Raw genomic sequence first — 18,378 nt, forward strand, 5'->3', positions numbered from 1 at the left:
GGTACCGGGCCCCTCGACGTCTTTTCGTCCTGCGCCTACACCTCGTCGTGCGTGTCCGCCGCCTCGACCTCTTCGCGGGTGACGCCCAGCAGGTACAGGACCGTGTCCAGGAACGGCACGTTCACCGCGGTGTGCGCCGCCTCCCGTACGACAGGCTTGGCGTTGAAGGCGACACCGAGGCCGGCCGCGTTGAGCATGTCCAGGTCATTGGCGCCGTCGCCGATCGCCACGGTCTGGGCGAGCGGTACGCCCGCCTCGGCAGCGAAGCGGCGCAGCAGCCGCGCCTTGCCCGCGCGGTCCACGATCTCCCCGGTGACCCTGCCGGTCAGCTTCCCGTCGACGATCTCCAGGGTGTTGGCCTGGGCGAAGTCGAGCCCGAGCCGCTCCTTGAGATCGTCGGTGACCTGGGTGAACCCGCCGGAGACGACGCCGACTTGGTAGCCGAGCCGCTTCAGCGTGCGGATCAGCGTGCGCGCGCCCGGCGTCAGCCGCACCTCACTGCGCACCTTGTCCACCACGGACGCGTCGAGCCCCTCCAGAAGCGCCACGCGCGCGTGCAGCGACTGCTCGAAGTCCAGCTCACCGCGCATCGCGGCCGCGGTCACCTCGGCGACCTTGTCCTCGCAGCCGGCGTGCGCGGCGAAGAGCTCGATCACCTCGTCCTGGATGAGCGTCGAGTCGACGTCCATGACCACGAGCCGCTGCGCGCGCCGGTGCAGCCCCGCCGCGACGACCGCGACATCGACACCCAGTGCCGCCGCGTCCGTCACCAGGGCGGTGCGCAGCGGCTCGGTCTCGACGCCGGACACCGCGAACTCGACCGCTGTGACGGGGTACTTGGCGAGGCGGAAGATCCGGTCGATGTTGCCGCCGACCTTGGCGATCTTCGCAGCGATCCGGGCGGTCGCCTCCGCCGTGAGCGGATGACCGAGAACGGTGACCAGTGAGCGTCCGAGGCCGCGGGGGCGGTTGTCGCCGCGCCCGGAGATGATCTCCGCCTGCATCTTCATCGACTCCGCCCAGCTGTGGACGGTGGCCCGCAGATCCCCTTCGAGCCCGGCGGGCGGCGGCGTCACGAGCGCGCACAGCGTGAGCCGGCCACGGGTGACGACCTGCTCGATGTCGACCACGTCGACGGAGTAGGCGGCGAGGGTGTCGAAGAGGCCGGCCGTGATGCCCGGCCTGTCCTTGCCGAAGATCTTGACGAGGAGGGTGGGGACGTCAGAGGACACGTCGGAGGGCGGGGTCTGCGAAGCGCTCATGGTGTACCCACCGTATCCGGCACCCAGTGCCTACCGCCGCCGCGGTCCGCCTAGCGGACACGGAACAGTGGGTGTCGGACGGGTGGCCGAGGGCTTACGGGCCGGCCACGCCCGCCTCCGGAGCCGCCCGGGTCACCCCTGCCCCTTCGGCCTCCCCGGTGGAGGCGGCGGCTGGGGCGGAGGCGGGCCCTCGTCGGGTGCGGACCGGCGGTTTCCGGATCGCCTGCGGGGAGGCAGCCGGGGGGATCGCGGAGGCGGGCCGCCGATCGGTCGGGCCACCGTCGGCGCGCCGTACATGTCGCTGTTGCCCGAGGTGGGCGGCTGCGCGTCGCCGGAGTCCCGAGCATCGTCGGACGGCTGCCCCGAGCGCCCGGGCCGTCGCGCGGCTTCGTCCGGCGGCGCGCCCCGCCCCGGCCGCCCCCGGTCCGGCGGTCGGGCGTCCTCCGGCTCCCGCAGCTCGTCCGGCAGCTGCAGATACGGATTGGTGGCGGGGTTCGGCGCCCGGTACGGCGCACTGGGCGTGTACGGCCCCGACGCACCGCCGGGCGCCCCCGCCTCGCCCGCGGGCATCCCGGCCCCGGAATCGCGCGCGTACTGCGGATACGCGGCACTCCCCGGCATCCCCGCCGCAGCCCTCAGTGCCGGCGGTGCCGCCCGCCGCCCCGCCGCGCCGGCCGCCCACGCCAGCAGCGCGCCGACGGCTCCCATCCCCGCGCCCCACACGGCGCCGAGCAGCAACGCCATGCCGAGGTGCCCGTGCAGCTCGATCCCGGCGCCGAACGCGTCGAAGCCCAGCACCGACAACGAGGCGTCCACCGACACCTCGGTCAGCCAGGCGAGCAGCGGCAGCGTCAGTGCCGTGACGATCCCCAGCCGCAGCGCACACCTCCCGGCGAACCCGAGGGCACCCGGAGGCCGTATCCCCCCGGAAGCCCCTGCCGCGCCGACCGGTGTCCGTACCGCCGTCAGCACGCCCGCCAGCAGCATCATCAGTGCCGCCGCCACCGCCAGCAGCCACACCCGCCCGTCCAGGTCCGCCAGCCGTCCCAGCGTCACCGACTGGTCGGTCTTGGCGGTGAGCAGATCGTCCAGGGGGTCCGGCAGGAACTTGGTCAGTACGCCGGTCGCCCTGCCGTCGAACGGCACGAACAGGCCGATCGGGATGCCCAGCCAGGTGCCGTTCGGTGCGCCCAGCAGGGCCGCGCCGAAGATCCGCTTGGGATGTTCGTCGCCGATCGCCGCGTACGCCGCGGCCGCGAACCCGGCCGCCACCGTCACCAGCAGCACCGTCACGAGGGCGGACGCGGCCGGCCGTACGACGCGGTGCACGGCGTCCCAGCCGCGCGGCAGGGGAGTGCGGCGCGAGGCCAGCAGGGCGATCAGCAGGACGCCGGCCGACCAGCCGAGGCCGCCCAGCAGCGTGGGCGCCGTGTCGACGGTGAAGCCGACCGCCGCCTTCGCGTCGATGAGGTTGCCGATGTTGTCGGGCAGCAGCCCGCCGATGTCCCCGATGTCGCCCAGGCCCGGGATGCTGACCCCGCCGCCCCCGCCTCCGCCGCCGGGCAGCTTGTCGAGGCCCAGTGAGGCCCCGTCGATCGTGATGACGTCGTGCCCCGCCCACGCCAGCCCGCCCAGCGTCGCCACGAACAGCGCGACCACCGCGCCCGCGCGGGCGAGCAGTTCGGCCGGTTCGATCACAACTCCCGCCGCACGCAAGGACCGTAGGAAGAACCACGACAACAGCAGCGCTCCGACCAGGCCGACACCCAGTGGCGTGATCGTGACGGCCGTGTGCGCCTCCGCGCCTTTCAGGCCGAATGCCGACACATCGCCGGACGGCGTGACCGAACCACCCGCCCCAAGTGCCACCACAGCAGCGGTCATCGGCCCCAGCGAGCCCGACGCGTCGGCCTCCAGCAGATGCAGGCCGAGCGCAGCCGTGCCCGCCATGCCTATCAACGCCCAGCTCACGGCGGCGATCGCGGACAGCAGGACGTCTCCCCACGGCACCCTTGTGCCGCGCGTGCCTTTGTACGCGGTCTCGACACTCGACGACGCGCTCATGGCAGACCCCCCGATCCGCGGCGCGGCCGGACGCCGCGCATGTCCCCCTCGCGTGGATTACCCACTCTCCGGGTCGGTTTCAACCCCGTCAACGGAACCAGTCGAAGCGCACGTGCGTGGTCTTCACAAGGCCCGACTTTCGGTCAGGGGGCGGAGCCTGAAATAGTTCCCGACGATGTTCGACATCCCTAGACTCCCTGTGATGGGGGTAACTCGGGGGACTACTCAGTGGGGCATGGAGTGCCGGAACTCGTACTGGAATTGAATGGACGCACCTGGACGCTCGATCCGTCCAGGCCGTACACCCTCGGACGCGATCCGCAGGGCGACATCGTGCTCGACGACGCCAGAGTGTCCTGGCGTCATGCCACGATCAGCTGGGGCGGCCGCAGTTGGGTCATCGAGGACCACGGCTCCACCAACGGAACCTTCGTGCAGGGCCAGCGGATCCATCAGATGGAGATCGGCCCCGGCACGGCGGTCAACCTCGGCAACGCGACCGACGGCCCGCGCGTGACCGTCTCCGGTCAGGCCGCCGTGGCCGCGCCGCAGGCCCAGCCCCAGCAGCAGCCGTACGCCGCCCAGGGCGCGGCCCCCGGCTGGGCACAGCAGGCGCCGCCGCAGCAGGCCGCCCCGCAGGCCGGCTGGCAACAGCCGCAGCAGGCGCCGCCGCAGCAGGCGGCCGCGCACATCCCGCCGCAGCAGGGCCCCGGTGGTGGCGCGGGGGCGCCGCCGGTCTACGGCGACCGCAGCCCGACCACCTTCCACCAGTTCTCGCTCGGCCGCGTGATGCGCATCGGCCGTGCCCTGGAGAACGAGCTGGTCGTCTCCGACCTGCAGGTCTCCCGGCACCACGCCGAGTTCCACGCCACGCCCGACGGCCGCTGCGAGATCCGCGACCTGGGCTCGCACAACGGCACGTTCGTCAACGGCCAGCCGATCCCCAAGGGCGGCTCGGCGCTGCTCGGCCCGAACGACATCGTCGGCGTCGGCCACTCCACGTTCCGCCTGGTCGGCGACCGCCTCGAGGAGTTCGTCGACACCGGTGAGGTCTCCTTCTCGGCCCGCCACCTGACCGTCACGGTCGACGGCGGCAAGCAGATCCTGAAGGACGTCTCCTTCGGCGTCCCGGAGAAGTCGCTGATCGCCGTCATCGGCCCGTCCGGCTCCGGCAAGTCGACCCTGCTCAAGGCGCTCACCGGCTACCGGCCCGCCAACCAGGGCGATGTCCTCTACGACAACCGGAACCTGTACAAGCAGTTCGCCGAGCTGCGCCAGCGCATCGGTCTGGTCCCGCAGGACGACATCCTGCACAAGGAGCTGACCGTCAAGAAGGCCCTCAAGTACGCGGCCAAGCTGCGCTTCCCCGCCGACACCACGGCACAGGAGCGCGAGAACCGCATCGACGAGGTGCTGCGCGAGCTGAAGCTGGACATCCACAAGGAGAAGAAGGTCACCTCCCTCTCCGGCGGCCAGCGCAAGCGCGTCTCGGTGGCCCTGGAGCTCCTCACCAAGCCGTCGCTGATCTTCCTCGACGAGCCGACCTCCGGCCTCGACCCGGGCATGGACCGCGACGTCATGCAGCTGCTGCGCGGCCTCGCCGACGACGGCCGCACCGTCCTCGTCGTCACGCACTCCGTGGCCGAGCTCGCGATCTGCGACAAGCTCCTGGTGATGGCGCCGGGCGGCGCGGTCGCCTACTTCGGCCCGCCGGAGGAGGCCCTGAACTTCTTCGGCTACGACACCTGGGCCGACGTCTTCTCCGCCTTCGAGAACTACCGCGACTACGACTGGGCTGGACGCTGGAAGGGCTCGCAGCACTACCAGATGTACGCCGCGGACATCGACGCCGTTGCGCCGCAGTCCGTACAGATGCCTCCGATGCAGGCGATGAAGCCGCCGAAGCCACAGGGCTGGATGAGCCAGTTCGGCACTCTGGTGCGCCGCTACGTCTCGGTCATCGCCTCCGACAAGGGTTTCCTCGCCCTGACGGTGATCCTGCCGCTCGTCCTCGGCTCGGTGAGCCTGCTCATCGACTCCGGCAAGGACCTGCTGGTCAACACGGAGATCAACCCGACGACCGGCCAGCCCGTCCCGAACGGCACGGCCACCACGGTCCTGCTGATCCTCGCGGTCGGCGCCTGCTTCGCCGGCGCCGCGAACTCCGTCCGTGAACTGATCAAGGAACGGGTCATCTACGAGCGGGAGCGCGCGACCGGCCTGTCGCGGTCCGCGTACCTGATGTCCAAGGTCTTCGTGCTCGGCTTCGTCACGGTGCTGCAGGGCCTGATGGTCGGCATGATCGGCTTCGCCAGCCGGACGATCCCCAAGGAGGGCGTGGTCCTCGGCAACCTCACGCTCCTCGAGCTCTCCATCCCGGTCATGGCCCTCGGCTTCACTTCGATGATGTTCGGCCTGATCATCTCGGCGCTGGTGAAGACCGCCGAGAAGACCATGCCGCTCCTGGTCATGTTCGCGATCGTCCAGGTCGTCTTCACCGGCTGCCTCTTCGCCCTGAACGGCGCGATCGGCGTCAACCAGGTCTCGTACCTGATGCCCTCGCGCTGGGCGGTCGCCGCCGCGGGCGCCACGCTGGACTTCAACCGGATCAGCCCGCCCGGCAAGGGCAAGCCCAACGATCCGCTGTGGGAGCACACCGCGGCCGCCTGGAGCATGGACATGATCGCCCTGATCGCGCTCGGTGTGATCTGCGCCTTCTTCGTGGCCCGCTTCCTGCGCCGCCACGAGCCCGAGGTCATGCGCAAGTAGTCCGGCTTCCACCACGACCCCGAAGGGCGGCACCCGTCAGGAGGTGCCGCCCTTCGGCGTTCACGTGCAGAGGTCCGCGCCGACCTCAGTACGCGCTGTTGACGTTGTCGATCGAGCCGTACCTGTCGGCCGCGTAGTTGGCGGCGGCGGTGATGTTGGCGACCGGGTCGTAGATGTTCCAGGACGTGCCGGCCACGTGGTACGCGCTGAAGGTCGGCGGGATCACCTGCAGCAGGCCCTTCGACGGGATGCCGTTGATGGCGTTGATGTCCCAGTCGTTGATGGCGTTCGGGTTGCCCGAGGACTCCCGCATGATGTTTTTGTACAGGCCGTTGTAGGACCCCGGTATGCCCTTGGACTTCATGATGTCCAGGGACTGCCTGATCCAGCCGTCGAGGTTGTTCGCGTACGTCTTGGCGGCGACCGGCTTGATCGCGGCACGCTTGGCGGCCCGGCTCGCGGCCTCCTTCGCCTTGCGTGCCGCGGCGGCCTTCCGCTTGGCGGCGGCAGCGGCGGCGGCCTTCTTCTTCGCGGCGGCCTCGGCGGCGGCCTTCTTCGCGGCGGCGGCTTTCTTCGCGGCGGCGGCCTTCTTCTTGGCCGCTATCTGCTCGGCCTTCACGCTGGCACCGGCGAGCTGGTCGGTGACGCTGGCCTTGACGTCCTTGATCTGCTCGTTGCCGTACACCACCGCGGCCGTGGAGACGGAGGCCTCGTTCGTGGTCGTGTCGGCGTTGCTGGGAACCGCGGAGAACGCGATGGCGGCCGCACCGAGGGTGGCGACGCCGGCGATCCCGATCTTGTGGTGGCGGGTCAGCGAGCGACTGAGACGGCGAGCGTTGGTGTTCTTGGGCATGGCAGACGGACCTCTTCGAATAGCGCGGAGGTCGCTCTCTGTCCGGCGGGGGACACGGGTCCTTCCCGCACAAACGCCGCGGTGGGAACCCGCGGCGCTGAGCGACGGCAGCCATTCTTAGCGGCCGCAAAACGGGCAGGCAAAGGTGTGACGTACGATCCCGGATAGTGGAGACGGGAAGGGCAAATCGGGGCAGACTGGAACGTCTGCCCCGCTCAAAACGGGAGCCTCTATCTCCTACCGAACTTCGTATGTGACCTGCACCCTATGCGTGGGCTCACATCGAGCACGTAACACTCTCACCAACAGTTGCTGGAGCAATCCTCTGAGTGAGGATCCTCCTTCGGGAGGATGAGGTGGACGTCTCCGAACTCGTGCCACAGATAGAGCCCGCGCAGCGCCTCCTCGTAGCTGCGGTCCACCGCGGCCCGCCCGCCGACGGCCTCCAGCATCAGCAGATGCGAGGCCTCCGGCTCGTGCAGCCCGGTCAGCAGTCCGTCCACCGCCCGCACCCCGCGCTCCGGGGTGACCACGAGGTCCGTCCACCCTTCACGCGCGCGTACGACGCCATCGGCGCCGGCCGCCGACTCCACGGCCCGCACGGCCGTCGTCCCGACCGCCACGACCCGGCCGTCCCCGGCCTTCACGGCGTTGATCAGCCGAGCCGATGCCTCCGGCACCGAGAACCGCTCCGGATACGGCGGCTCGTGCACCTCTGCCGAGGCCACCCCCGTGTGCAGCGTGATCGGCGCGAACTGCACACCCCGGCTCACCAGCTCCGCCACCAGCCGCGCGGTGAAGGGCCGCGCCGCACTCGGCATCTCCGCACTGCCCGCCCCGTCGGCGGAGGGCAGCGCGAACACCGTCTGGTACGCGGACAGCGGCTGGTCCCGCTCCGTATAGGAGTAGCGAATGGGCCGCCCGTGCTCCCGCAGCATCCCGAGGACCTCGGCCCCGGACGCCCGCGCCCACCACAGCCGCTCTCCGCACGCGCTCAGCGGCTCCTCCAGCACCAGCCGCACACCACCCGGCAGTCGCACCTGCGTCCCCGCGGGCCCGCCCGTACGCGCGCGCGTGGTTCCCCTCCCGTCCGGTTCCCGCAGCTCGACGGCCCATCGCCCGTCGTCCCCGCGCGTGGAGAAATGCACCACCACGCGCGCGTGCCCGACCCGCCCGTCCACGGCGGCCGCGAGCGTGGACGAGGTGTTCACCACGAGCAGATCCCCGGCCCGCAGCAGCCGCGGCAGCTCCACGAACGCGTGATGCGACACCTCGGCCCCACGCGAAACGAGCAGCCGTACGGCATCCCGGTCGAGCCCGGGCCCGCGCTGCTCGACCGGGATGCCGGCGGACAGTTCCTCGGGCACCCTCCCCCACGCTCGAACAGGCTCGCGCGGGGGGACCCCCATCGCCAGCGTCATCGCCCCTCCACCAGCAGCGAGGGAGCCGAGTAGCGCCCGCTCGCCGGCCGCTCGTCCAGCAGCCGCAGGAACGCCGGCACGACACTCGCCGGCGCCGGCCGCGGATCGCCGTCGTCCGGTACGGCCGCCTTGTACAAGTCCGTGGCCATGTCGCCCGGGTCGACCGCCCAGACCCGCAGCCCGGGCTCCTCCTCGCCGAGCACCGCCGCAAGGTGGTCGAGGGCCGCCTTCGACGCCCCGTAGCCGCCCCAGGTCTCGTAGGCTTCGGCAGCCGCGTCCGAGCTGACCGCGACGACCGCGGCCGCCCCGGACGCCCGCAGCAGCGGCAGCGCCTCCTGGACCAGGCCCAGCGCGGCCACCACGTTCACCTCCAGCGCCCGCCTGAGCCCCTCCAGGGGCAGCCCCTCCAGCCGTACGAGCGGCTCGGCGCCCAGCGCGCTCGCGTTGTTCACCAGCAGATCGAGGCCGCCCAGCTTCCACGCCGCCGCCACCAGCTCGGACCGGTGCCCGGCGTCCGTGACGTCCCCGGGCAGCGCCGTCACGCGCGTGCCGTGCGCGGACACCGCCGCGGCCGTCTCCGTGAGCACCCCCTCGGTTCTGGCGTCGAGCACCAGATCCCAGCCCCGCCCGGCCAGCGCCTCGGCGAGCGCCCGCCCCAGCCCCTTCGAGGCCCCCGTGATGATCGCTACGGGCATGACAACCGTCCCCTCGTCACCGTCTCTCCGCCTGCGTCGTTTCTCGGACCGGCGGGTGAGATCAACGTAGGAAGGGGACGGCCCCGTCCGCCTCGGACGCGGGCCCCAGAACAGCGGGTCACTTCGGCCTACGCCGCCCGTCCGGGGCCCCGGGACTAGGTCGCCGGCCCTAGGCCCACCGGCCGGGGTCGCGCCGCCACTGGTCCGATCCGGGTTGTCGTACCCCGCCGGTACCTTGAGGACATGAGTCAAGGCCCCCGGTCCGGCCTCGCCGCGGTGAGCTCCGCGTTGCTGGCCATGAGCAGGCATCTCGAGGTGCGCGACGTCCTCAAGACGATCGTCGCCTCGGCCCGCGAGCTGCTCAGCGCGCAGTACGCCGCCCTCGGCGTCCCCGACGACCACGGCGGCTTCGCCCAGTTCGTGGTCGACGGGGTCAGCGACGAGCAGTGGAAGGCCATCGGCCCGCTCCCGCGCCAGCACGGCATCCTCGCCGCGATGCTGCAGGAGGCCAAGGTCGAGCGCCTTGCCGATGTACGCCAGGACCCCCGCTTCGAGGGCTGGCCGTCCGCCCACCCCGACATGTCCGACTTCCTGGGCCTGCCCATCCGGGACGGCGACGAGGTCATCGGCGCCTTGTTCCTGGCCAACAAGCTGCGTCCTGTGGGGGGAACTCCCCCACACCCCCCGCGCTCGAAGCCAGAAGGCGGTTGCGGCTTCACCGAGGAGGACGAGGAACTGCTCTCCATCCTCGCCCAGCACGCCGCGATCGCTCTCACCAACGCCCGCCTGTACGAGCGCAGCCGCGAGCTGACCATCGCCGAGGAGCGCTCCCGCCTTGCGCACGAACTGCACGACGCGGTCAGCCAGAAGCTCTTCTCCCTGCGCCTGACCGCCCAGGCAGCCGCCGCCCTGGTGGACCGCGACCCGTCCCGTGCCAAGGGCGAACTGCAGCAGGTGGCCGCGCTCGCCGCCGAAGCCACCGACGAACTGCGCGCCGCCGTCGTCGAGTTGCGCCCCGCGGCCCTCGACGAGGACGGCCTGGTCAACACTCTGCGCACCCAGATCCAGGTCCTCGACCGCGCCCACACCGCGCGCGTGGCCTTCCACAGCTGCGGAGTGCGCGCCCTGCCCGCCGCCCAGGAGGAAGCCCTCCTGCGCGTCGCCCAGGAGGCCCTGCACAACGCCCTGCGGCACTCCGGCGCGGAACATGTGGACGTGGCCCTGGCCCGGCGCGGAACCGCCGCGGTCCTGCGCGTCACGGACGACGGCAGCGGTTTCGACCCGCAGTCGATACGACGAGCCGGACGCCACCTGGGCCTGGTGTCCATGCGTGACCGCGCGAGCGGGGTCGGCGGCACGCTGACAGTGGAATCGGCGCCCGGGAAGGGCACCACGATCGAGATGGAGGTCCCCGGTGGCTGACGCAATCAAGGTGCTGCTCGTCGACGACCACCAGGTGGTCCGGCGCGGCCTGCGCACCTTCCTCGAGGTGCAGGACGACATCGAGGTCGTGGGCGAGGCGGCCGACGGCGCCGAAGGGGTCGCCCGCGCCGAGGAGTTGAAGCCCGACGTCGTCCTGATGGACGTCAAGATGCCCGGCATGGACGGCGTCGACGCCCTGCGCAAGCTCCGCGAACTCGACAACCCCGCGCGCGTGCTGATCGTCACCAGCTTCACCGAACAGCGCACGGTGGTCCCGGCCCTGCGCGCGGGCGCCGCCGGTTACGTCTACAAGGACGTGGACCCCGACGCGCTCGCCGGGGCCATCCGCTCCGTGCACGCCGGGCACATCCTGCTCCAACCCGAGGTGGCGGGCGCCCTGTTGTCCCAGGAGGAGGCCAACTCGGGCCAGGGCAGAGCAGGTTCGCTCACCGACCGGGAGCGCGAGGTGCTCGGCCTGATAGCGGACGGCCGCTCCAACCGCGAGATCGCACGCGCCCTCGTCCTCTCCGAGAAAACCGTGAAGACCCACGTCTCGAACATCCTGATGAAGCTCGACCTGGCGGACCGCACACAGGCGGCGCTGTGGGCCGTACGCCACGGCGTGACCGGCTGAAACGCGCCGAAGACGCCGGTACGGTCCGGCAATACGGAGGGTTCCGTTCCGGACTGAGATTCATACCGTCGTGGGAATGTCCCCCGGATGGCGCATCCTCCGTGGATCTCCGCCGTTCTTCAGTACGTGCTGCGGCGAACAGCCGCGGCAGTCACTAGGAGGGGCAAGAAGTGAAGAACCTCAAGAAGGCAGCGGCCGTGACGATGGTGGCCGGCGGTCTGCTCGCCGCGGGCGCCGGAATGGCCTCCGCCACCAACGGCGCGCACGCCGACGGCACCGCCGTGGGCTCGCCCGGCATCGTCTCGGGCAACCTCGTCCAGGCCCCGGTGCACATCCCGGTGAACGCCGTGGGCAACAGCGTGAACGTCGTCGGCGTGCTGAACCCCGCCTTCGGCAACCTGGGCGTCAACCGCTGACGTCGGCACCCTGTCCACGAGAGGCCCCGCAGTCACCAGCGACCGGCGGGGCCTTTCCGCGTCCGGCCCCGGCGGCCCGATCCGCCGGACAGCCCCTGGGCGGCAGCACTCACCTCCCCCCGCTCACCGAACGCCCCGCTCCCGCTCCTCCACATACGCGTTGAACGCAGCCACCTGCGCCCGCCGAGCCGTCCGTTCCACCGGCCGCAGCGCCTGCGCCCGCGCCCCCATCTCCCCGGCACTCACCGCCGCCCCGTGCCCGTTGTCGTAGGCGAGGGAGATCAGCAGCCCCACCCGCTGCGCCAGCTCCAGCACCCGCACCGCCCGCGGCGGATACCCCGGCGCCAGCACCTCCCGCCCCCGCTCGGCCCGCGCCCGGTACGCGTCGATCGCCGCCTCCGCCACCGGCCCCGACCCGGCGACGTCCAACCGCGACAGCACCTCCGTCGCCTCCCGCAGCGCCTCCGCCAACTCCCGCTCGGCCTCACCGAGCGAGGGCACATCGGCCGGCGGAGCCTCCCGCACCGGCAGACAGTGCCACACCACCTCGACATGCACATCGCCCTCGGGCCCGGCCTCGTGCACCTCCGGAACCAGCCCGAGCGCGGCGCCGTGACAGATCACCGCCTCTTCGGCGTCCATCGCCCGCGCGTTGAACTCCGGCGGCCCGCTCAGGCCCAGCGGATGCCCCGGCGCGGGCAGCGCGACGCGCAGCCCCGCGACGCCGAGCGCCCGCAGCCGGCCCAGCGCGAGCGTGAGCCCGACAGGCGCAGACTCACCGGGCAGCCCCTCCACGCGGTGCACGGCATCGTCCCCGACGATCGCGAGCACGGCGTCGTCCGGCGAGACAAGTCCGGCCAAAAGGGCGTTTCCCCAAGCGGCAAGGCGTCCTGAACGCGGTTCCGAGAGCATGCCCCCACCCTAAGGACCGGACCGATGGAATGGGCCGGCCGACCGGTGGCGTAGATTTCATCGAGGGCTGCGCCCGAAAGCGCGCACGCGACAGCCGAGACGCCGAGACCGGTCACACTGCAAGGGGAGACAACGCGCTCATGAGCGATGTTCTGGAGCTTCAGGACGTATCCGTGGTCCGTGAGGGCCGGGCTCTGGTGGACCAGGTCTCCTGGTCGGTCAAGGAGGGCGAGCGCTGGGTCATCCTCGGCCCGAACGGCGCCGGCAAGACCACCCTCCTGAACGTCGCCTCCAGCTACCTCTTCCCCAGCAGCGGCACCGCCACCATCCTCGGCGACACCCTCGGCAAGGTCGACGTCTTCGAGCTGCGCCCGCGTATCGGCATGGCCGGCATCGCCATGGCCGACAAGCTCCCCAAGCGCCAGACCGTCCTGCAGACCGTACTGACCGCCGCGTACGGCATGACCGCCGGCTGGCAGGAGGAGTACGAGGACGTCGACGAGCAGCGCGCCCGCGCCTTCCTCGACCGCCTCGGTATGACGGAGTACGTGGACCGCAAGTTCGGCACCCTCTCCGAGGGCGAGCGCAAGCGCACCCTCATCGCCCGCGCCCTGATGACCGACCCCGAGCTCCTCCTCCTCGACGAGCCCGCCGCCGGCCTCGACCTCGGCGGCCGCGAGGACCTCGTCCGTCGACTCGGCCGTCTCGCCCGCGACCCGATCGCCCCCTCGATGATCATGGTCACCCACCACGTCGAGGAGATCGCCCCCGGCTTCACCCACGTCCTGATGATCCGTCAGGGCAAGGTCCTCGCCGCCGGCCCGCTGGAGCTCGAGCTCACCTCCCGCAACCTCTCCCTCTGCTTCGGCCTCCCGCTCGTCGTCGAACAGGTCGGCGACCGCTGGACCGCCCAGGGCCTGCCGCTGTCCTGACCTTGTGAAGCCCGCGCGAAAACCCGGGTAAGAAGCCCGTCCCGGCCGCATCGCGCCCTGTCCGAGGCAGGACCCGCGGTCCTACCATGACCATGTGAACGACATCGACGCATGGGTGTGGTGGCTGGTCGGCGCGGCGGCGCTCGGAATCCCGCTCGTGGTCACGGCGATGCCGGAGTTCGGGATGCTCGCGGTGGGCGCCGTCGCCGCCGCGGTCTTGGCCGGACTGGGCTTCGGGGCCGTGGCCCAGGTACTCGCCTTCGTCGTCGTCTCGGTCGCCCTCATCGCCGTCGTCCGGCCCATCGCGGCCCGACACAGCGCGCAACGCCCCCAACTCGCCACCGGCGTGGAGGCGTTGAAGGGCAAGCAGGCCGTCGTACTGGAGCGTGTGGACGGCTCCGGCGGCCGAATCAAGCTGGGCGGAGAGGTCTGGTCGGCGCGCGCGCTCGACACCGGCCGCGCCTACGAAGTAGGGCAAGAGGTGGACGTCGTGGAGATCGAGGGGGCCACCGCGATCGTCATCTGACCTCGCAGGACTCAACTGAACCGAACAGCCCACGAGTTGTGCGACGGTCTGTCAGACTCGACCAGCAAGATCTTCAACAACCATAAGATCTTCCGAAAGCGCCGAGGCGGAGAAGGGTACGGGGAACGACGATGGAACCGGTCATCATCGTCCTGATCATTCTGGTGGTGTTGGTCTTCATCGCCCTGATCAGGACAATCCAAGTCATCCCACAGGCCAGCGCCGCCATCGTCGAGCGCTTCGGCCGCTATACGCGGACACTCAACGCGGGCCTCAACATCGTCGTCCCGTTCATAGACACCATTCGTAACCGCATCGACCTGCGTGAACAGGTCGTGCCGTTCCCGCCCCAGCCGGTGATCACCCAGGACAACCTGGTCGTCAACATCGACACCGTCATCTACTACCAGGTGACCGACGCCCGGGCAGCGACATACGAAGTCGCCAGCTACATCCAGGCAATTGAGCAGCTCACCGTCACCACGCTCCGCAACATCATCGGTGGCATGGACCTCGAGCGGACCCTGACCTCCCGCGAGGAGATCAACGCGGCCCTGCGCGGCGTCCTCGACGAGGCCACCGGCAAGTGGGGCATCCGCGTCAACCGCGTGGAACTGAAGGCGATCGAGCCGCCCACCTCCATCCAGGACTCGATGGAGAAGCAGATGCGCGCCGACCGTGACAAGCGCGCCGCGATCCTCACCGCGGAAGGTACGCGCCAGGCCGCCATCCTCACCGCCGAAGGTGAGAAGCAGTCCCAGATCCTGCGCGCCGAGGGTGAGGCCAAGGCCGCCGCCCTGCGCGCCGAGGGCGAGGCCCAGGCGATCCGCACGGTCTTCGAGTCCATCCACGCCGGCGACCCCGACCAGAAGCTGCTCAGCTACCAGTACCTCCAGATGCTCCCGAAGATCGCCGAGGGCGACGCCAACAAGCTCTGGATCGTCCCCAGCGAAATCGGCGACGCCCTCAAGGGCCTCTCCGGTGCGATGGGCAACTTCGGCCCGTTCGGCGGCAATTCAGGCGGCGGAGGCGCGGAGAAGGCCCCGGAACGCCGAGAGAAGCCGTCGATCGACTGACGACGTCTCCTGTACGACACTGGGGCCCACCTCCGTCGGGAGGTGGGCCCCAGTTCTACGTACGGCCTAGGCGGCGGGCTGGGCCAGCCAATCCGGCAGCGCCTCGAAGTCCTCGGCGCCCAGCGCCAGCAGCATCGCATCCTGCGGTGTGGGCTCGAACGGCTGCCGCAGCAGCGGCATACCCGCCTGCTCCGGAGTCCGGTCCGCCTTGCGGTGGTTGTCCTCCGCGCACGAGGCCACCGTGTTCAGCCACGAGTCCCTACCACCCTGAGCCCGGGGCACCACGTGGTCCACGGTGGTCGCCCGGCGACCGCAGTACGCGCACCGGTGCCGGTCCCTGACCAGAACACCCCGCCTCGACCACGGAGCTTGTCTTCGGAACGGCACCCGCACGTACCTGCACAGTCTGATCACCCGGGGCACGGGTATGTCGACCGCGGCTCCGCGCATGCGCAGTTCGGGGTGGGCCTGCTCGACAACGGCCTTGTCCTGCAGCACCAGAACGACGGCTCGATTCAACGTCACCGTCGACAGCGGCTCGAAGCTCGCGTTCAGTACCAGCGTGTCCCGCATCCCGCCCACCTCCCGTGCAATCGGCCCACCCCCTGGCGGGCTTGGATCAACTCTGGCCGGGCACGCCGAGATGGACAACGCAATAAAAACTGCCCGCCCCTGATCAATTCCAAGACCAGAGGCGGGCAAACGTTCAATGAACGTCAGTCTTTCGCAGGCACTTCGTACTCGGCGACCAGCTGGGCACGCGCGATCGCGTGGAACCGCAGATTGAAACCGACAACGGCCGGAGAGGCATCGGAGTCCGGCCCCAGCTTCTCCTGATCCACGGCGTACACCGTGAACACGTACCGGTGCGGACCGTCCCCGGGCGGCGGAGCGGCTCCGCCGAACTCCTTGGTCCCGTAGTCGTTGCGCACCTGCACGGCGCCCTCGGGCAGCCCCTCGAACTTGCCGCTGCCCGCACCCGTCGGCAGCTCGGTCACCGAGGCCGGGATGTCGAACACGGACCAGTGCCAGAACCCGCTGCCCGTGGGGGCGTCCGGGTCGTAGCAGGTCACGGCGAAGCTCTTGGTCCCGGCGGGGAAGCCCTCCCACCGCAGCTGCGGCGAGGTGTTGCCGGCCGCGTAGACCTGAGCGTCCCTGAGCGTCGCGCCCTCCTGGACGTCCTCGCTCGCGACCGTGAACGACGGCACGGGCGGATGGAAGTCGTGGGGGAGCGGCCGCCGCTTGAGCTCGGTCACCTCGGTACCTCCTGATCGGTTACTGGAATCACCAGTTCCCGAGCCTAGAACCAGTTGCGCTTGCTGCCGACCTCGGACAGCCACTGGTTGAGGTAAGCCGCCCAGTCGGTCCCGTGGAAGTCGTGCTGACCCACCTGGAACGACCGGAAGGTGTCACTGCCCTCGCTGAACAGCCCCGGCTTCTTGTCCATCTCCAGGACGACGTCCATGGCGTGCTCGTCGGCCACGAAGCTCAACTCGACCTGGTTGAGACCCCGGTACTGCGACGGCGGGTAGAACTCGATCTCCTGGTAGAACGGCAGCCTCTGCCGCGTACCCCGGATGTGACCGCGCTCCATGTCCGCGTTCTTGAAGCGGAAGCCGAGCTGGATGAAGGCGTCCAGGATGGCCTTCTGCGCCGGCAGCGGGTGCACGTTGATCGGGTCCAGGTCACCGGAGTCCACGGCTCGCGCGATCGCCAGCTCCGTGGTCACCCCGATGTTCATCCCGCGCAGCGCCTGCCCGTCGATCATCGTGACCGGCGTCTCCCACGGGATCTCGAGCCCGAACGGCACGGCGTGCACGGCACCCGCCTGCAGCTCGAAGGCCCCACCGAGACTCACCTTGGTGAACTCGATGTTCTGCTTGTACTCCTCGTCACCGCTCTCGACCTCGACCTTGGCCTGCAGCCCGACCGACAGGCCCTCGATGTCCTGGTTCACGGACCCGCCCTGGATCCGCACCTCCCCCTGGACGACGCCACCCGGAACAACGTTGACCTCGGTCAGCACCGTCTCGACCGAAGCCCCGCCGGCCCCCAGGCTCGCGAGCAGCTTCTTGAACGCCATGTCACTCCCTCTTACCTACGTATGGATCCCTGATCCCTACAAACGCGATCCGGCGGTGGCCGGTTCCGCATCCTCACCCTGGCAAGCAGACGGATCCTTGACCACCCTTTGGCCCACACCCGACTGGACTACCCTCGGACGCCATGATCGCGCCCTCGGACCGTACGCCCCTCCCAAGGACCTTCTTCGACCGCCCCGTCCTGGAAGTCGCCCCGGACCTCCTTGGCCGCATCCTCCTCCGCACCACTCCGGACGGTCAGATCGCCCTCAGACTCACAGAGGTCGAGGCCTACGACGGCCCGAACGACCCCGGCTCCCACGCCTATCGCGGCCCCACGGCCCGCAACGGCGTGATGTTCGGTCCCCCCGGACACGTCTACGTCTACTTCACCTACGGCATGTGGTTCTGCATGAACCTGGTGTGCGGCCCCGACGGGCAGGCGAGCGCGGTCCTGCTCCGGGCCGGCGAGGTCGTCGAGGGCGCCGAACTCGCTCGTAAACGTCGACTCTCGGCCCGAAACGACAAGGAACTGGCCAAAGGACCGGCACGCCTGGCCACGGCCCTGGGGGTGGACCGGGCCCTGGACGGCACGGACGCATGCGCCCCCGGGGACACCCCCCTCCGGATCCTTACGGGCACTCCCATCGCCCCCGACCAGGTACGCAACGGTCCCCGCACCGGAGTGGCCGGCGACGGGGGCGTTCACCCATGGCGCTTCTGGATCGCCAATGACCCGACGGTGAGCCCTTATCGGGCCCATGCACCGAGGCGTCGCTCAAGTTGACTCGCCCTTGGAAGGTGCGTAACGTAGCCCGAGCCGCTTGAACCGGGTACGGCAATCGCCAGCAGCCGGAAGCGGCCAAACCACTACCTACGATCACCCCTCAGCGGGGGCGAATTCGTCATGCCTGCATGCCTGAATTCAAACTCGCGGAACTCGATTATGAGCTGCCGGGGAAATCGGCTAACGTAGTGAATGTCGAAAGCCCCCGCCGACTGGGAATCAGGCCCGAAAGGATCTGATAGAGTCGGAAACGCAAGACCGAAGGGAAGCGCCCGGAGGAAAGCCCGCGAGGGTGAGTACGAAGGAAGCGTCCGTTCCTTGAGAACTCAACAGCGTGCCAAAAATCAACGCCAGATTAGTTGATACCCCGTCTCCGGCCGGATCACCGGTTGGGGCGAGGTTCCTTTGAAACAACACAGCGAGGACGCTGTGGACGGCCGGGCTTATTCCGCCCGGCGGTTCCGCTCTCGTGGTGTTCGACCGGATTACCGGTAAACATTCACGGAGAGTTTGATCCTGGCTCAGGAC

At 70.1% G+C, this 18,378-nt stretch carries 17 protein-coding genes; 8 read left to right on the forward strand and 9 right to left on the reverse strand.

Going from position 1 to position 18,378, the window contains the following annotated elements:
• Positions 1–35: 35 nt before the first annotated feature.
• Positions 36–1,262: a phosphoserine phosphatase SerB gene (serB, locus tag ABZ880_RS37440; RefSeq protein WP_361272621.1), complete on the reverse strand. Its 1,227-nt coding sequence runs from the start codon at positions 1,260–1,262 to the stop codon at positions 36–38.
• A 132-nt stretch (positions 1,263–1,394) separates the two neighbouring features.
• Positions 1,395–3,326: a streptophobe family protein gene (locus tag ABZ880_RS37445; RefSeq protein ID WP_361272624.1), complete on the reverse strand. Its 1,932-nt coding sequence runs from the start codon at positions 3,324–3,326 to the stop codon at positions 1,395–1,397.
• A gap of 240 nt (positions 3,327–3,566) precedes the next feature.
• Here ABZ880_RS37445 and ABZ880_RS37450 point away from each other — a divergent pair, with 240 nt between their 5' ends.
• The gene (locus ABZ880_RS37450) at positions 3,567–6,095 is read left to right on the forward strand and encodes an FHA domain-containing protein (protein WP_361272626.1); all 2,529 of its coding nucleotides are present in this window, start codon (positions 3,567–3,569) and stop codon (positions 6,093–6,095) included.
• A gap of 85 nt (positions 6,096–6,180) precedes the next feature.
• Here the strand turns inward: ABZ880_RS37450 and ABZ880_RS37455 are convergent, their stop codons facing one another.
• The 3 genes from ABZ880_RS37455 to ABZ880_RS37465 all read right to left on the reverse strand — a co-directional run bounded on the left by ABZ880_RS37455 (position 6,181) and on the right by ABZ880_RS37465 (position 9,064).
• The gene (locus ABZ880_RS37455; protein WP_361272628.1) at positions 6,181–6,948 is read right to left on the reverse strand and encodes a transglycosylase SLT domain-containing protein; all 768 of its coding nucleotides are present in this window, start codon (positions 6,946–6,948) and stop codon (positions 6,181–6,183) included.
• A gap of 299 nt (positions 6,949–7,247) precedes the next feature.
• Positions 7,248–8,369: an S-adenosylmethionine:tRNA ribosyltransferase-isomerase gene (locus ABZ880_RS37460; RefSeq protein ID WP_361272631.1), complete on the reverse strand. Its 1,122-nt coding sequence runs from the start codon at positions 8,367–8,369 to the stop codon at positions 7,248–7,250.
• A complete protein-coding gene (locus tag ABZ880_RS37465) occupies positions 8,366–9,064 on the reverse strand; it encodes an SDR family NAD(P)-dependent oxidoreductase (protein WP_361272635.1) in 699 nt (232 codons plus the stop codon). Before ABZ880_RS37465 ends, ABZ880_RS37460 begins: the two co-directional genes overlap by 4 nt.
• Positions 9,065–9,307: 243 nt before the next feature.
• Here ABZ880_RS37465 and ABZ880_RS37470 point away from each other — a divergent pair, with 243 nt between their 5' ends.
• From ABZ880_RS37470 to chpE, 3 genes are all read left to right on the forward strand, one after another.
• On the forward strand, positions 9,308–10,486 hold the full coding sequence (locus tag ABZ880_RS37470) for a GAF domain-containing sensor histidine kinase (protein WP_361272637.1): 1,179 nt from the start codon (positions 9,308–9,310) through the stop codon (positions 10,484–10,486).
• On the forward strand, positions 10,479–11,120 hold the full coding sequence (locus tag ABZ880_RS37475) for a response regulator transcription factor (RefSeq protein WP_361272640.1): 642 nt from the start codon (positions 10,479–10,481) through the stop codon (positions 11,118–11,120). Before ABZ880_RS37470 ends, ABZ880_RS37475 begins: the two co-directional genes overlap by 8 nt.
• A gap of 170 nt (positions 11,121–11,290) precedes the next feature.
• On the forward strand, positions 11,291–11,536 hold the full coding sequence (gene chpE, locus ABZ880_RS37480) for a chaplin ChpE (RefSeq protein WP_361272642.1): 246 nt from the start codon (positions 11,291–11,293) through the stop codon (positions 11,534–11,536).
• Between the two features lie 123 nt (positions 11,537–11,659).
• Here chpE and ABZ880_RS37485 read toward each other — a convergent pair whose 3' ends face one another.
• Positions 11,660–12,448, reverse strand: a complete 789-nt coding sequence (locus ABZ880_RS37485; protein WP_361272644.1) for a hypothetical protein — start codon at positions 12,446–12,448, stop codon at positions 11,660–11,662.
• 140 nt (positions 12,449–12,588) lie between these two features.
• On the opposite strand from ABZ880_RS37485, the gene ABZ880_RS37490 reads away from it, so the two are divergent.
• The 3 genes from ABZ880_RS37490 (at position 12,589) to ABZ880_RS37500 (ending at position 14,982) form a co-directional block, all read left to right on the forward strand.
• On the forward strand, positions 12,589–13,380 hold the full coding sequence (locus tag ABZ880_RS37490; protein ID WP_361272647.1) for an ABC transporter ATP-binding protein: 792 nt from the start codon (positions 12,589–12,591) through the stop codon (positions 13,378–13,380).
• 94 nt (positions 13,381–13,474) lie between these two features.
• A complete protein-coding gene (locus tag ABZ880_RS37495) occupies positions 13,475–13,906 on the forward strand; it encodes an NfeD family protein (protein ID WP_361272650.1) in 432 nt (143 codons plus the stop codon).
• A gap of 131 nt (positions 13,907–14,037) precedes the next feature.
• Complete coding sequence (locus ABZ880_RS37500) at positions 14,038–14,982, forward strand: SPFH domain-containing protein (protein ID WP_361272652.1); 945 nt, start codon at positions 14,038–14,040, stop codon at positions 14,980–14,982.
• Between the two features lie 66 nt (positions 14,983–15,048).
• Here ABZ880_RS37500 and ABZ880_RS37505 read toward each other — a convergent pair whose 3' ends face one another.
• From ABZ880_RS37505 to ABZ880_RS37515, 3 genes are all read right to left on the reverse strand, one after another.
• The gene (locus ABZ880_RS37505) at positions 15,049–15,555 is read right to left on the reverse strand and encodes an HNH endonuclease (RefSeq protein ID WP_361272655.1); all 507 of its coding nucleotides are present in this window, start codon (positions 15,553–15,555) and stop codon (positions 15,049–15,051) included.
• Positions 15,556–15,698: 143 nt separating this feature from the next.
• On the reverse strand, positions 15,699–16,238 hold the full coding sequence (locus tag ABZ880_RS37510) for a YbhB/YbcL family Raf kinase inhibitor-like protein (RefSeq protein WP_361272658.1): 540 nt from the start codon (positions 16,236–16,238) through the stop codon (positions 15,699–15,701).
• 44 nt (positions 16,239–16,282) lie between these two features.
• Positions 16,283–17,065 carry a sporulation protein gene (locus ABZ880_RS37515; protein WP_361272660.1) on the reverse strand — a complete coding sequence of 261 codons (783 nt, stop codon included), beginning with the start codon at positions 17,063–17,065 and terminating at the stop codon, positions 16,283–16,285.
• Positions 17,066–17,208: 143 nt separating this feature from the next.
• Here ABZ880_RS37515 and ABZ880_RS37520 point away from each other — a divergent pair, with 143 nt between their 5' ends.
• Positions 17,209–17,850: a DNA-3-methyladenine glycosylase gene (locus ABZ880_RS37520; protein ID WP_361272663.1), complete on the forward strand. Its 642-nt coding sequence runs from the start codon at positions 17,209–17,211 to the stop codon at positions 17,848–17,850.
• Positions 17,851–18,378 lie beyond the last annotated feature (528 nt).

The sequence above is a fragment of the Streptomyces sp. NPDC047043 genome (assembly GCF_040644055.1).
Taxonomy (GTDB): domain Bacteria; phylum Actinomycetota; class Actinomycetes; order Streptomycetales; family Streptomycetaceae; genus Streptomyces.

What these genes read in the sequence shown, in the direction of transcription:
- serB (WP_361272621.1), bottom strand. Translation starts at nt 1,262, where the DNA reads ATGAGCGCTTCGCAGACCCCGCCCTCCGACGTGTCCTCTGACGTCCCC.
- ABZ880_RS37445 (WP_361272624.1), bottom strand. Translation starts at nt 3,326, where the DNA reads ATGAGCGCGTCGTCGAGTGTCGAGACCGCGTACAAAGGCACGCGCGGC.
- ABZ880_RS37455 (WP_361272628.1), bottom strand. Translation starts at nt 6,948, where the DNA reads ATGCCCAAGAACACCAACGCTCGCCGTCTCAGTCGCTCGCTGACCCGC.
- ABZ880_RS37460 (WP_361272631.1), bottom strand. Translation starts at nt 8,369, where the DNA reads ATGACGCTGGCGATGGGGGTCCCCCCGCGCGAGCCTGTTCGAGCGTGG.
- ABZ880_RS37465 (WP_361272635.1), bottom strand. Translation starts at nt 9,064, where the DNA reads ATGCCCGTAGCGATCATCACGGGGGCCTCGAAGGGGCTGGGGCGGGCG.
- ABZ880_RS37470 (WP_361272637.1), top strand. Translation starts at nt 9,308, where the DNA reads ATGAGTCAAGGCCCCCGGTCCGGCCTCGCCGCGGTGAGCTCCGCGTTG.
- ABZ880_RS37485 (WP_361272644.1), bottom strand. Translation starts at nt 12,448, where the DNA reads ATGCTCTCGGAACCGCGTTCAGGACGCCTTGCCGCTTGGGGAAACGCC.
- ABZ880_RS37490 (WP_361272647.1), top strand. Translation starts at nt 12,589, where the DNA reads ATGAGCGATGTTCTGGAGCTTCAGGACGTATCCGTGGTCCGTGAGGGC.
- ABZ880_RS37500 (WP_361272652.1), top strand. Translation starts at nt 14,038, where the DNA reads ATGGAACCGGTCATCATCGTCCTGATCATTCTGGTGGTGTTGGTCTTC.
- ABZ880_RS37505 (WP_361272655.1), bottom strand. Translation starts at nt 15,555, where the DNA reads ATGCGGGACACGCTGGTACTGAACGCGAGCTTCGAGCCGCTGTCGACG.
- ABZ880_RS37515 (WP_361272660.1), bottom strand. Translation starts at nt 17,065, where the DNA reads ATGGCGTTCAAGAAGCTGCTCGCGAGCCTGGGGGCCGGCGGGGCTTCG.
- ABZ880_RS37520 (WP_361272663.1), top strand. Translation starts at nt 17,209, where the DNA reads ATGATCGCGCCCTCGGACCGTACGCCCCTCCCAAGGACCTTCTTCGAC.